Annotated in this window: 12 protein-coding genes; 5 read left to right on the forward strand and 7 right to left on the reverse strand. The window is 65.0% G+C overall.

Annotated elements, in window-relative coordinates; translation table 11 throughout:
• Nucleotides 1-5: 5 nt before the first annotated feature.
• Entirely contained in the window at nucleotides 6-1,331 is a 1,326-nt protein-coding gene (locus tag CX676_RS00065) for a sigma-54-dependent transcriptional regulator (protein WP_101750791.1), read from the forward strand.
• A gap of 72 nt (nucleotides 1,332-1,403) precedes the next feature.
• Here the strand turns inward: CX676_RS00065 and CX676_RS00070 are convergent, their stop codons facing one another.
• The gene (locus CX676_RS00070; protein ID WP_157935800.1) at nucleotides 1,404-2,561 is read right to left on the reverse strand and encodes a hypothetical protein; all 1,158 of its coding nucleotides are present in this window, start codon (nucleotides 2,559-2,561) and stop codon (nucleotides 1,404-1,406) included.
• Nucleotides 2,562-2,903: 342 nt separating this feature from the next.
• On the opposite strand from CX676_RS00070, the gene metZ reads away from it, so the two are divergent.
• Both metZ and folE2 read left to right on the forward strand, forming a co-directional pair.
• Nucleotides 2,904-4,088: an O-succinylhomoserine sulfhydrylase gene (gene metZ, locus CX676_RS00080; protein WP_101750794.1), complete on the forward strand. Its 1,185-nt coding sequence runs from the start codon at nucleotides 2,904-2,906 to the stop codon at nucleotides 4,086-4,088.
• Nucleotides 4,089-4,183: 95 nt separating this feature from the next.
• Entirely contained in the window at nucleotides 4,184-5,146 is a 963-nt protein-coding gene (gene folE2, locus CX676_RS00085; protein WP_101754035.1) for a GTP cyclohydrolase FolE2, read from the forward strand.
• Between the two features lie 20 nt (nucleotides 5,147-5,166).
• On the opposite strand, the gene CX676_RS00090 is transcribed toward folE2, so the two are convergent.
• Entirely contained in the window at nucleotides 5,167-5,988 is an 822-nt protein-coding gene (locus tag CX676_RS00090) for a hypothetical protein (RefSeq protein WP_157935801.1), read from the reverse strand.
• Nucleotides 5,989-6,158: 170 nt separating this feature from the next.
• Between CX676_RS00090 and CX676_RS00095 the strand changes: the two genes are divergently transcribed.
• On the forward strand, nucleotides 6,159-8,600 hold the full coding sequence (locus CX676_RS00095; protein ID WP_101750796.1) for an ATP-dependent helicase: 2,442 nt from the start codon (nucleotides 6,159-6,161) through the stop codon (nucleotides 8,598-8,600).
• Between the two features lie 9 nt (nucleotides 8,601-8,609).
• Here the strand turns inward: CX676_RS00095 and CX676_RS00100 are convergent, their stop codons facing one another.
• Nucleotides 8,610-9,404: a 23S rRNA (adenine(2030)-N(6))-methyltransferase RlmJ gene (locus tag CX676_RS00100; protein ID WP_101754036.1), complete on the reverse strand. Its 795-nt coding sequence runs from the start codon at nucleotides 9,402-9,404 to the stop codon at nucleotides 8,610-8,612.
• Nucleotides 9,405-10,123: 719 nt separating this feature from the next.
• Entirely contained in the window at nucleotides 10,124-10,354 is a 231-nt protein-coding gene (locus CX676_RS00105; RefSeq protein ID WP_198590246.1) for a DUF1127 domain-containing protein, read from the reverse strand.
• A 343-nt stretch (nucleotides 10,355-10,697) separates the two neighbouring features.
• Here CX676_RS00105 and CX676_RS00110 point away from each other — a divergent pair, with 343 nt between their 5' ends.
• Entirely contained in the window at nucleotides 10,698-11,774 is a 1,077-nt protein-coding gene (locus tag CX676_RS00110) for an Mrp/NBP35 family ATP-binding protein (protein ID WP_101750797.1), read from the forward strand.
• Between the two features lie 4 nt (nucleotides 11,775-11,778).
• Here CX676_RS00110 and CX676_RS00115 read toward each other — a convergent pair whose 3' ends face one another.
• Genes CX676_RS00115 through CX676_RS00125 form a run of 3 tightly spaced genes read right to left on the reverse strand, consistent with a single transcriptional unit; the run spans nucleotide 11,779 to nucleotide 13,444 of the window.
• The gene (locus tag CX676_RS00115; protein ID WP_101750798.1) at nucleotides 11,779-12,243 is read right to left on the reverse strand and encodes a tellurite resistance TerB family protein; all 465 of its coding nucleotides are present in this window, start codon (nucleotides 12,241-12,243) and stop codon (nucleotides 11,779-11,781) included.
• 41 nt (nucleotides 12,244-12,284) lie between these two features.
• Nucleotides 12,285-12,581: a DUF1330 domain-containing protein gene (locus tag CX676_RS00120; RefSeq protein WP_101750799.1), complete on the reverse strand. Its 297-nt coding sequence runs from the start codon at nucleotides 12,579-12,581 to the stop codon at nucleotides 12,285-12,287.
• Nucleotides 12,581-13,444 (reverse strand): PhzF family phenazine biosynthesis protein, encoded by an 864-nt coding sequence (locus CX676_RS00125; protein ID WP_101750800.1) that lies wholly within the window; start codon nucleotides 13,442-13,444, stop codon nucleotides 12,581-12,583. Before CX676_RS00125 ends, CX676_RS00120 begins: the two co-directional genes overlap by 1 nt.
• Nucleotides 13,445-13,554: the final 110 nt, after the last annotated feature.

Genomic DNA, 13,554 nt, shown 5'->3' on the forward strand with positions numbered 1-13,554 from the left:
GCCAAATGGCGCGTAAACTGAAAATCGCGATCGTCGATGACGAGCCCGACATGCGGGAATCGATCAGCCAGTGGCTGGTGCTGTCAGGCTTCCAGACCGAGACCTATGCCAGTGCCGAGGATGCGCTGAAGGTCATCGGTGCCGACTGGCCGGGCGTGGTTGTCACGGATATCCGGATGCCGGGCATGGACGGGATGACCTTCCTCAAGCGGCTGATGGGGCTCGACTCGGGCCTGCCGGTCATCATGATCACCGGACATGGCGATGTGCCGATGGCCGTCGAGGCGATGCGGCTTGGCGCCATGGACTTCATGGAAAAGCCCTTCAACCCCGACCGCATGACCGAGCTGGCCAAGAAGGCCACGCAGTCGCGCCGCCTGACGCTGGACAATCGCGCCCTACGCCGCGACCTGTCCGAAGGCCAGCAGGTCATGTCCAAGCTGATCGGCACCAGCCCGGTGATGGAGCGGCTGCGCGAGGATATCCTGGATCTGGGGCAGGCCGATGGTCATGTGCTGATCGACGGCGAGACCGGCACCGGCAAGACGCTGGTGGCGCACGCGCTGCACGCGGTCGGGCCGCGGGCGTCGAAGAAGTTCGTGCCGGTTTCCTGCGCGGCCTATAATGACGAGGCGCTGGCCTCGCGGCTGTTCGGCCCGCTGGAAAACGGCGTGCCGGCGGTCGAGGAGGCACGGGGCGGGACGCTGTGCCTCGAGGATGTCGAGGCGCTGTCCGAACCGCTGCAGGCGCGGCTGCTGGCCTTCATCAGCGAGCAGGGGACCCCGGCCGAGACCCGGATCATCGCCATCTCGAACGCGCGGGGCGAGGGGCGCAAGGCCGAGGATTCGCTGCGCCCCGACCTGTTCTATCGTCTCTCGGCGCTGAAGATCACACTGCCGCCGCTGCGGGCGCGGGGCGAGGATATTCTTGCCCTCTTCACTCGGATGACCGAGCAGTTCAGCGAGGAATATGGCTGCGAGCCGCCGCAGGTGAACGCGCAGGAGGCCGCGCAGCTGCTGCAGGCGCCCTGGCCGGGGAATATCCGTCAGCTGATCAACGTGGCCGAGCGGGCGGTGCTGCAGAACCGTCGCGGGTCCGGGTCGATTGCCTCGCTGCTGATGGCCGATGGCGATGACAACCAGCAGGCCACCACGACCGAGGGCAAGCCGCTGAAGGAATATGTCGAGAGCTTCGAGAAGATGCTGATCGACAATACCATGCGCCGCCACAAGGGCAGCATCGCCAGCGTCATGGAGGAGCTCTGCCTGCCGCGCCGGACGCTGAACGAGAAGATGGCGAAATACGGGCTGCAACGCGGGGATTATCTCTAGGCGCTCAACCGGTCGGCAATGAAAAACGGCGGCCCCGAGGGGTCGCCGTTTCTGCTTGGGGGGGGATCGGGCTCAGACGAAGGCGAAGCTGTCGCCGTTCAACTCGAGCACGTAGTTTGCCTCGGTATGGCCAGCGATGTCGGTGTTGTCGTCAAGGATATGATCCTGGTCGCTGAACACGGTCCAAGGCAGATCATCCGCCGCCTCAGGATCGAGCGGATTGTTTTGGGCGAAATCCGGGATGTTGTAGTTGGCTTTATCGCCGTGGCAATCTGTCACGATCACGGACTTGAGGATGTCGCTGCGGTCGATGAATGGGTCTTGCTCGACCAGCATGGCGACAATCTGGTCCAGATAGGCATCCGGATCTTCGCCCATCTCGGCAGGAACGTCGATGCTGACGGTGTAATACCAGTCGCCGCTGGTATCGCCGGGAGTAGGTTGATAGCCGCCGTTGCCGTCATCAACATTGTAGAACGACAAGGTGAGATTGGTGATCTGGGCGTCCTGCATCTCGATCTTGCCGGCGACATCCGGGCCGTCCAGCGGGCGGTCGCAGAGGTCGGGCGGCTCGGGCTGGCAGACTTCACCAGTGCCGGCCAGCTTCAGGCTGCCCTCGCGGTTCTCCCCGACGCTGGTGGCGCGGATGCCGATTTCAGAATTGGCCAGCTGATCTAGGCTGGTGACCTTCAGCGCGCTCAGCGACACGGTAACGGTGCCCGAGGTGTTGTCGGCATCGTTGCCGCCAACGCTGCCGAGGGCCTTGGCATAGTCGAAACCGTTCAGCTTGTCGCCGTCGGTATCCGAGCCGTTCATGTTGTTGCTGTTGGTCCCGACCTTGGTGATCGATCCGCCATCGTTGTTCACGTCGATGAAGAAGCCGTTCAGGTCGGCTTTCCCGCTGATCAGCTCATAGTTGAACACGACATTGTCGCCAACGATCGTCGCGATGACCTCAATGGTCACGCCGCCGGAGCTCAGAACCCATTTGGCAAAGGAATCAGTAGGGGTGGGTTCGGTCACAGTGCTTCCTCCATTATGGTCTTGCCCGCCATGGTCTTGGCCACCGTGATCGCCGGGGGTGTTGTGGTCCTGATCCTTGCCGCCATGACCCTTCCCGGGGTCACGCTCACGACCGTGAGCGTCGCCCCGGTGGTCGAAACGATCATTGCGGTCTTCATGACGGTCGGATTTGCCGTTTCCTCGGCTGGGCTTGCCGGACTTACTCATTAACTTAGCCTTTACTAAACAACTGTCTCCCAAAATATCGGCGAAATATGGCCGATCAACCTGTCTAAAAGTTAGCGAGCTCAACTATTAAATTATCTATTTTTATCAATATGATACTTAGATCCCGTGTGCAGCTTCTGGCTCTCGCATCGCCATGACTCAGCCAAAATCCGCAAAATTCAATCATAGCGTGTGAAAAATGGACCGTTTCACGCATTTCTTGTGCGGCCTATGGTCGCGCGATCTGCAGACAGCATCGCCCTCGCAAGCGCCAGCGATTGCAGCCTTGCACCGATGGGCGTCGGGCGGTAACTGCGGCTGACAGCAGACAAGGCCGCAGATATGACCGAAACGCCCAAGAATGCCGCCCATCCCCGAACCCGCGCCGTGCATCACGGCACGCGCCGAAGCCAGTATGGCGAGATGGCCGAGGCGATCTTCCTGACCCAGGGCTTTGTCTATGACAGTGCCGAGCAGGCCGAGGCGCGGTTCATCGAGACCGGCCCGGACGAGTTCATCTATGCCCGCTATGGCAACCCCACCAGCCGCATGTTCGAGGACCGGATCGCCGCGCTGGAAGGGACCGAGGATGCCTTTGCCACCGCCTCGGGCATGGCCGCGGTGAACGGTGCGCTGTTTTCCATGTGCGCCCCGGGCGATCACATCGTCGCCTCGCGGGCACTCTTCGGCTCCTGCCTCTTTGTCCTGGACCTGCTGGCCAAGTTCGGGGTCGAGGTGACTTACGTCAACGGGACCGATCTCGATCAATGGCGCGCGGCGCTGCGGCCCGGCACCAAGGCGGTGTTCTTCGAGTCGGTGTCGAATCCAGGCCTCGAGGTGATCGACATGAAGGGCGTGGCCGAACTGGCCCATGCGGTCGGCGCGCTGGTGGTGGTGGACAATGTCTTTGCCACGCCGGTCTTTTCCCGCGCGGTCGAGCAGGGCGCCGATGTTGTGGTCTATTCGGCCACCAAGCATATCGATGGCGGCGGCCGGGCGCTGGCCGGGGTCATCTGCGGCACCCGCGACTACATCCGCAAGGTGGTCGAGCCCTATCTGAAACATACCGGCGGCGCCATCAGCCCGTTCCACAGCTGGATCATGCTGAACGGATTGGCGACCATGGATCTTCGGGTTCGGGCGCAGGCCGAAAGTGCCATGACCATCGCCAAGGCGCTGCAGGGTCATCGCAAGCTGAAGCGCGTCATCTATCCGGGCCTGCCCGACCATCCGCAGCACGCGCTGGCGATGGAGCAGATGGGCAGCGGCGGCACCATGCTGGCGCTGGAGATCGAGGGCGGCAAGGATGCGGCCTTCGCGGCGCTGAACCGGCTGCGGCTGATCAGCATCTCGAACAACCTCGGCGATGCCAAGTCGATCGTCACCCATCCGGCCACGACCACGCATCAGCGCCTCAGCGATGCCGACAAGGCCTATCTGGGCATCACCCCGGGCCTGTTGCGCCTGTCGGTCGGACTTGAACATTCGGGTGACCTGATCGACGATCTGCAGGCCGCGCTGCAATAGGGCGCGGTCGGACACTTGCGCCCGACAAAAATCATTTGGGATCGGGCCACCGATCCCCATATATGCCGCAGCCTTTCCCCCTGAAGGAGCCGAGCATGACCGAGAACCGCCCCCTGATCCCGGCCTATCCGGCGCTGGCGCGCGACTATGACGCCGGTTTCACCGTCGATGCCGCCTACAAGGCCAGCCTGCCCGACCTGCAGAACGGCCCGGCCAGCCTGATCGTCGGCGCGCACAAGCCGATCCAGCATGTCGGGATATCGAATTTCCGTCTGCCGATCCGCTATCAGCGGCGCGACGGGGGCGAGATCACGCTGGAAACCAGCGTCACCGGCACCGTCAGCCTCGAGGCGGGGCGCAAGGGCATCAACATGAGCCGCATCATGCGGTCCTTCTACGCCCATTCGGAAAAGCAGTTCAGCCTGAAGGTGCTGGAAGCGGCGCTGGATGATTACCAGGCCGATCTGGACGCGCTGGACGCCCGCATCCTGATGCGGCTGTCCTACCCGGTGCGGGTCGACTCGCTGCGCTCGGGCCTCTGGGGCTGGCAGTATTACGACATCTCGCAAGAGGTTGTGGAACAGCGCGGCCATCGCCTCAGGATCATGCATTTCGATTACGTCTATTCCTCGACCTGCCCCTGTTCGCTGGAACTGTCCGAACATGCGCGCGAGACCCGGGCCCGGCTGGCCACGCCGCATTCGCAGCGCTCGATCGCGCGGATCTCGGTGGTGATGAACGGGCCCGAGAAGATCTGGTTCGAGGATATGGTCGATCTCTGCCGCCGCGCCGTGCCGACCGAGACGCAGGTCATGGTCAAGCGCGAGGATGAACAGGCCTTTGCCGAGCTGAACGCCTCGAACCCGATCTTCGTCGAGGATGCGGTGCGGGCCTTTGCCCAGCAGCTGATGGATGATCCGCGCTATGGCGATTTCCGCGTCGTGGCCAGCCACCAGGAATCGCTACATTCCCATGATGCCGTCAGCGTGCTGACCGACGGTCCCACCTTCGAGCAGCACAGCCTCGACCCGGCACTGTTCGCGCGGCTGCGGGCCTGAGCCACAGCCGCGCGCCGGCCTTACTCGGATGCGGCCGGGACCGAGGTCTCGGTGATCGGGATGATCGACAGGGCGTAGATCCCGCCGCTCTCGTCAAGGCTGGTCAGGTTGACGCAATAGCTGCCATCGGTGCTGACCGGGGCCAGTTCCAGCTTGCTGTTGGTATCACCGCCGCCATCGTCATCCTCGGAAATCACCTGCCCGATGCCGTCCTCGAGCGTCAGGTAGGTGTCGAAGATCGGGCTACGTGCCTCGATCCGCACGCCGGTTCCGGCGGCGACGTTCAGGGCAATGCTGGCCTTGGCCGACAGCTGGTCGCTGGTGATGATCTCGTCGCTGCCAGCCTTGATCTCGACCGGTTCGCCGGCGGTCCTGATGCAAGCATCGGGCGGCGGGGCCGGGGTGATCGAGACCGGGACCACGGCATCGGTCTCGGCGAAATTGACGACGGTATCGACCTGCAGGCAATAGTTGCCCGGCTGCAGGCGGCTGACGATGCGGGCATTGGTATCGCCGCCACCGTCATCGTCCGAGGCGACGATCTGGCCCTTGTCGCCGAAGAGGATCAGCGTGGTGTCGACGCTGCCCGAATCGGCCAGCATGGTCAGCGCGACCGGTGCGGTAATGCCCAGTTCGATATAGCGTGGCTCGTTGCGCCGCAGCTGGACGAAGGCGCCGGTGACATCCTCGGGCTGCTTGTCAAAGCTGAGGCTTTGCGCGGTCAGCGCGGCGGGCTGGCCGCAGAGGCCGGTGGCCGGACTCGCGCTCTCCTGTGCCTCGGCAGCACCGAAGCCGCAGGTCACGGCAGCGGCGGCAAGCAGCAACGGTCTGAATTCTCGCATGGAAACCCCTGAATGATCGTGACGCATGACCCATGTGCTGGCCCGGAACGGGGGACAGGTCAAGCGGGCTCTGGGTCGCGGGCGGGGCAGGTGGGGTATTTCTGTGGGTGGCGGGAACGGAATGTGAACACGCCCTTCCCATGCGGGGCCTTCGCGTTTATGTTCCGGTCATGAGCCAGTTCGACGATCAGGATGCCTTCGAGGCTGCCGTGCCGCTGTCGCAACGCGCCTTGTCGGCGCGTCCTGCCCCCTATCTGGAAGGGCTGAACGCCGCGCAGCGCGAGGCGGTCGAGGCGCTGGACGGGCCGGTCTTGATGCTGGCCGGGGCAGGGACGGGCAAAACCCGCGCCCTGACCACGCGGATCGCGCATCTGCTGCTGCTGGGCAAGGCGCGGCCGGGACAGATCCTTGCCGTGACCTTCACCAACAAGGCCGCGCGCGAGATGAAGAACCGGGTCGGTCGGCTCTTGGGCGAGGCGGTCGAGGGCATGCCCTGGCTTGGCACCTTCCACTCGATCAGCGTCAAGATCCTGCGCCGTCATGCCGAGTTGATCGGCCGGGACGGGCTGCATCTGAAGCCCAGCTTCACCATTCTGGACACCGACGACCAGCTGCGGGTCCTTAAGCAGATCATCCAAGCCGAGGCCATAGACGAGAAAAAGTGGACTGCTCGGTGGATTGCGTCGCACATAGACAACTATAAGAACAGGTGCCTGCGCCCCGAGTCAGTCCCTGCGTCGGCAGATTTCACTGTCGAGCGCATACCAGGGAAATTTGTTACTAGAAAAGATGGTGGGCCCGGCCACGAATGTTCTGGAATAGAGCTATATAGGCAGTATCAGGACCGGCTGCTGGCGCTGAACGCGGTCGATTTCGGCGACCTGCTGATGCATTGCGTGACCCTGTTCCAGGCGCATCCGGACGTGCTGAAGCAATGGCAGGACCGCTTCCGCTATATTCTTGTGGACGAGTATCAGGACACCAATATCGCGCAGTACATGTGGCTGCGGCTGCTGGCGCAGGCGCATCGCAACATCTGCTGCGTGGGGGATGACGACCAGTCGATCTATGGCTGGCGGGGGGCCGAGGTCGGCAATATCCTGCGGTTCGAGCAGGATTTCCCCGGCGCGCGGGTGATCCGGCTGGAACAGAATTACCGCTCGACCCCGCATATCCTCGCCGCTGCCTCGGGGCTGATTGCGGCGAACAAGGGGCGCTTGGGCAAGACGCTGTGGACCGATGCCGAGGACGAGGGCGAGCGGGTGCGCCTGATCGGCCATTGGGACAGCGAGGCGGAGGCGCGCTGGATCGGCGAGGAGATCGAGAGCTTTCAGGGCGGCCATCGCGCCAGTATCGGCCGGGTCAGCCTGAACGATATTGCCATCCTCGTCCGCGCCAGCCACCAGATGCGGGCCTTCGAGGACCGCTTCATGACCATCGGTCTGCCCTATCGCGTCATCGGCGGCCCGCGCTTCTACGAGCGGCAGGAAATTCGTGATGCCATGGCCTATTTCCGGCTGGTGGTCAGCCCCGCCGACGACCTGGCCTTCGAGCGGATCGTGAATACGCCCAAGCGCGGTCTTGGCGACAAGGCGGTGCAGACCATTCAGACCGCTGCGCGGAACAATGGCGTCAATCTTCTGGAGGGCGCGCGGATCGTCGTCGAGGACGGTCTGATCGGCGGCAAGGGCGGCGCGGCGCTGCGCGAATTCGTGAACGGGATCGGGCGCTGGCATGCCGATGTGCTGGACAGCACCGTCAGCCATGTCGAACTGGCCGAGCGGATTCTGGACGAATCCGGCTATACCGCCATGTGGCAGAACGAGAAATCCCCGGATGCGCCCGGGCGTCTCGACAACCTCAAGGAACTGGTCAAGGCGCTGGAAGAGTTCGACAATCTTCAGGGCTTCCTCGAACATGTAGCGCTGGTGATGGACCGCGACGAGGGCGAGGTGTCGGAAGAGGTCAGCATCATGACCCTGCACGGCGCCAAGGGGCTGGAATTCCCGATCGTCTTCCTGCCGGGGTGGGAGGACGGGCTGTTCCCGAGCCAGCGCGCCATGGACGAAAGCGGCACCCGCGGGCTCGAGGAGGAACGCCGGCTGGCCTATGTCGGCATCACCCGGGCCGAGCGCCTGGCGACCATCAGCTTTGCCGGCAACCGTCGGCTCTACGGGCAATGGCAAAGCTCGATGCCCTCGCGCTTCGTCGATGAACTGCCAGAGGATCATGTCGAGGTGCTGACCCCGCCGGGCCTCTATGGCGGCGGCTACGGCGCGGCGATGGCCTTTGCCGGCGCCAATGGCGGCACTGACATGCACCAGCGCGCCGCCCATGCCGATGTTTACAACTCGCCGGGCTGGAAGCGGATGCAGGCCAATGCCACCCTGCGCAAGCCGCCGGTGCAACGCACGCCGGTCATCATCGATGCCGAGCCGGCGGCGGGCTATGCCGTGGGTGACCGGGTGTTCCACCAGAAATTCGGCAATGGCACGGTGATGGGCATCGCCGAGGATACGCTGACGGTGCAGTTCCCCACCGGCTTCAAGACCATCAAGGCCGCCTATCTGCAGCCCTCGGGTAGCGCGGGCGGGGATGACGTGCCGTTCTGAGCCGCGCGGCTATTGCACGCCGCCCCGCACGCCCTTTCCAATCGCATCCTCCAGCCGCCGCGCCTCGCGGTCGAGACCCCAGGGCGGGTTGATGACGAACATGCCAGAGCCGACCATGTTGTGATCCGCCCGGACCGGCGGGAAGCGGATCTCTGACACCAGCGCCTGCCGGTGATTCTGCTTCAGCCGCGTGAGCATCGGCAGATGCCGGTCATCGGTCAGGATCGGGTACCACAGCGCGATTGCCCCGACATTCCACTTGCGCACGATCTGGTCGATCTGGCGCGGAATCTCCTCGTACTCGGTCTTCACCTCGTAGCTGGGATCGATCAGCATGAAGCCCCGCCGCGGTGTCGGCGGGCACAGCGACTGCGCCACCTGGAAACCGTCGCGGCGGTGAATGGTGGCGAAGCCCGCCACCCAGGACAGCGCCGCATGTTCGGCCGGGTGCAGCTCGGCCAGGTGGGCATTGTCGGATTTGCGCAGGAAATGCGCGGCGATCAGCGGTGAGCCGGGATAGGCGGCGCGGCCATGGGCGGCGCGGACGGCGGCCAGAACCTGCAGGAAGGGATGGCCCGCCTGCAACCAGCTCTCGGCCTCGGCGCGCCGGATGCCCGCCGCCGCCTCGCCGGTCTTCTGCGCCTCGGCGCTGTCCAGCCGATAAAGGCCGCGCCCGGCATGGGTCTCGATATAGCTGAGCTGCTTGTCCTTGCGCGTCAGGTAATCCAGCGCCACCGCAAGCAGCGCGTGCTTGTGGAGATCGGCAAGGTTCCCGGCGTGATAGGCGTGCTGATAGCTGAGCATCATTCGCCCATAACCCGGCCCGCAGAAAAAGAAAAGCGGCGGCGCCCAGGGAGGAGGAGGGGCGCCGCCGCGTTCACGCTGGCCCAGGGAGGAGGAGGGGTCGCGTATGGGGTGCGGTGTCGCCCTGGGAGGAGGTAGGGCTTCACCGCGAACAAGGCAGGCTGTCCAGGGAGGAGGAGGGACAGCGGGCCTCGTATTCTTTTCAGCGGCGGCCCCTGGGAGGAGGAGTGGGGCCGCCGCTGTGCACGCGGACCTCAGGGAGGAGGAGAGGCCGCGTATGGGGTGCGGTGTCGCCCTGGGAGGAGGTAGGGCTTCACCGCGAACAAGGCAGGCTGTCCAGGGAGGAGGAGGGACAGCGGGCCTCGTATTCTTTTCAGCGGCGGCCCCTGGGAGGAGGAGTGGGGCCGCCGCTGTGCACGCGGACCTCAGGGAGGAGGAGAGGCCGCGCATGGGGTGCGGTGTCGCCCTGGGAGGAGGTAGGGCTTCACCGCGAACAAGGCGGGCTGTCCAGGGAGGAGGAGGGACAGCGGGCCTCGTATTCTTTTCAGCGGCGGCCTCAGGGAGGAGGAGAGAGGCCGCCGCTGCGACAGGATGGCCCTAGGGAGGAGGAGCGGGCGATCCTGTTAACTGGGTGGCGGCATCCTCAGGGAGGAGGAGGGAGGATGCCGCCTAAGCCCTGGCCCCAGGGAGGAGGAGGGGCGAGGGATCAAAAACCTATGTTACTGCGCGGCGCCGTAGGCGGCTTCGCGGGCGATGCGGGAGATCATCGAACGATGAATGCCCAGGTCAGCCAGGTCACGCGCGGTCAGGGCGTTCAGTTCGCGAACGGTCTGACGGTAGACGGCATTGCGAGCGCGGCTTTCCTGAATGCCGGCGATCACGTCGCCCAGCCAAGTGCGGAAACCGGCTTCTTTGCGGGCGCTGCCGTGGATATGTTCAATTGCAGCCATGTTCGTCTTCCTTGCGTCTGCTCTTCGTCTCTGCGCCGAACCCGGATGGTCCTGCGCTTTCGGATGAGACAAAGATGGCGCTAATGCTGCAGATGCACAATGGCTGGAATGTGGTTTTCTGCTATGCAGCAATTGCATAACTATTGCTGACCTAGCTGGCTGTGACCTGCTGAAAAGGCGCGCAAAAAAGAGAGCGTTTCGCCGTTAGCGATCACGGTTCCGCTACCCTGTGCTCTTGTGACGCAGGGTCAGATGGGGTTAGCCTGCGACAAAGGGACGCGAGTGTTGCCGAGGCGCTGCGGTTCCATAAGTTTGATGACGATCTCGGGTGAAAGGCGAAGAAATGGGCATCGAGCGTGAAGTTGCCGTAAGGTCAATCGAGGGGATCGAGATTCCGGGCGGTGGGACCCTTGGCGGGGCCGATCTTTTGCGCGCCCTGACGGTCGATGGCGACACGGTTCGATTCGTCCTCGAGGTCCGGGATGCCGATCAGGCGCGCGCATTCGCCCCGGTCGAGGCCGAGGCGCGGCGGCGGCTGCTGGCGCTGCCGGGCGTGGCCAATGTCTCGATCGTCATGACCGCGCCGGCCGGCAAGCCGGCGGCACAGACGCCACCACCGCAGATGAAGCTGGGCCGTCACCCGACCCCGCAAGCCGGCCCGCAGCCGATCCCGGGTGTGAAGAACATCATCGCCATTGGTTCCGGCAAGGGTGGCGTGGGAAAATCCACCGTCACCTCGAACCTCGCGGTGGCACTGGCGCGGGCCGGGCGTCGCGTGGGCATTCTGGATGCCGACATCCATGGCCCCAGCCAGCCGCGGATGATGGGCGCCTCGGGCCGCCCGGCCAGCCCCGACGGTCAGCGGATCGAACCGCTGCAGGCGCATGGCGTCACGCTGATGTCGATCGGCTTCATGCTGAACGAGGGCGAGGCGGTGATCTGGCGCGGCCCGATGCTGATGGGCGCGATGCAGCAGTTGCTGGGACAGGTGAACTGGGGCGAGCTTGACGTGCTGCTGATCGACCTGCCGCCCGGCACTGGCGATGTGCAGCTGTCGCTGTGCCAGAAGGCGGCGCTGACCGGGGCGCTGATCGTCTCGACGCCGCAGGATGTGGCGCTGCTGGATGCCCGCCGCGCCATCGACATGTTCCGCAAGCTGAAGACGCCGATCCTCGGGCTGGTCGAGAACATGTCGAGCTATGTCTGCCCGAATTGCGGCCACGAGGCGCATCTCTTCGGTCATGGCGGTGTCGCCGCCGAGGCGCGGGACCTGGATCTGCCCTTCCTTGGCGAGATTCCGCTCGAGCTCGAGGTGCGACTGGCCGGCGATGCGGGCCGCCCGGTGGCGCTGGGCGAGGGCGCGGTCGCCGATGCCTACGCCCGGCTGGCGGATCGGCTGATCAAGGGCGGGCTGGCCTGAGCGGTCAGCCCTTGTCGCCGAGGCCCATCTCTTCCAGCACGCGCTGGCGGGCCAAGGCCGAGTCACGGTCGTTGATGCCCAGCAACCCGGCGACGAGGCGGATCATGGATTCCTCGTCGGCCCCGCGGGTCTCGTCGGCATAGGCGATCTCCCACAGCGCGGCGATGACATCGAAGCGGTCTTCCAGCGCGATGCGGTCCTTGATCGTGCGGGTGAAGCGGACGGTATCGGGGGCCTCGGCCTCGATCATCTCGGCGGCGGCGCGGCGTTCGGCCGCCTGCTGGCCGCTGAGACCCCGGCGGCGGGCCAGGATCTGCTCGATCCGCCGCTGCTCGACCCCGTCATAGCGATCATCGGCACGCGCGACCCGCACCAACAGGGCGGCAAGCGCAACCTCGGCATCGCCGGCATCGATGCGGCGGTCCTCGGTGTCTTCGGCGAAAAGGCGGGTCAGGAGATTGCGGAACATGCAGGTATCATAGACCTTACGCCCGCCGTCACAAGACGCGATCAGGCAGGGTCATATCCGGCGACGATGACGACGTCCCCCGCGCTGCAAGGTTTGCGCAGCGCCAGTGCCGCCTGGTACTCGGCACTGTGATAGCAGTCGGTCGCGGCCTCGAGGCTGGGAAACTCGACGACGACGCTGCGCGGGCGTGCCTCACCCTCGACCACGGTTTGCACCCCGCCGCGCACGAGGAAGCGCCCGCCGTATTGGGCCAGAGGCGCGGCATTGGCCTGACGATAGGCCTCGTAGGCTGTGGGATCATCCACCGTCACATGCGCGATCCAGTATCCCTTGGGCATCAGTGAACCTCCGGTATGGTGATGCGTCCCTCGGCGACCTTCGCCGCCCGCCCGCTGATGCGGACCTCGGTGATGGCCCCGTTTCCGACCTGAACCGTCAGCCCGATCTCTGACGGGCGGCCCATCTCGACGCCCTGACGCAGCGCGATGCGGTTCTCGCCCTCGCCGAGCCGACCGGCGGCCAGCAGCAGGGCGGGCAAGGTGGCCGAGGCCGATCCGGTCGCGGGGTCCTCGGGCACGCCATTCGCGGGCGCGAACATGCGGGCGCGGAAACCATCACCCTCGGGCGCATAGGCATAGAGCTTGGGGGCAGCGCGGGTCAGCGCCTCGAAGGCCTCGCCGCGCGGACGTGCCTGGGCCAGCGCCTCGAGATCACGCAGCGGCACGAAGATGAAATCATTGCCAGCGCTGGCCATGGCGGGGCGATGCGCGCCGAACCCGATCTGTCCCACCGCCAGCCCCAGCGCCGCGGCAACATCCACAGGCGTTGGTGCCTCGCCGGTTAGGGCAGGCAGGGCCGGGGCCACAAACTCCGCCAGCCCGTCCGCAATGGTGACCGGCACCAGCCCAGCCTGTTCCTCCAGCACGATCCGCCCATTCTCGCCGCCCGACAGGTGCAGCGCGCAACCGATGGTCGGATGGCCGGCAAAGGGGATCTCGGCCTTGGGCAGGAAGATCCGCACCCGTGCCGTATGCGCCGGATCGCGCGGCGACTGGACAAAAATCGTCTCGCTGAGATTGAACTGCCGGGCGATCACCTGCATCTGCGCCGTGCTCAGCCCGTCCGCCCCCGTGACCACGGCCAGCGGATTGCCCGAAAAAGGCCGGTCGGTGAAGACATCGTAGATATGGAAGTCGAGCATGTGCGGGGTCCTGGCGGCCTGAACCTGCGATCCTGTCACCGGCATTCGGGTGATGCAACCGGCCGCTTTGTCGCGCGCAGTTGCGGGTGTATCATTGCGTGATGGACTCA

Origin of the sequence: Paracoccus zhejiangensis, from assembly GCF_002847445.1 — a bacterium.
Classification (GTDB): domain Bacteria; phylum Pseudomonadota; class Alphaproteobacteria; order Rhodobacterales; family Rhodobacteraceae; genus Paracoccus; species Paracoccus zhejiangensis.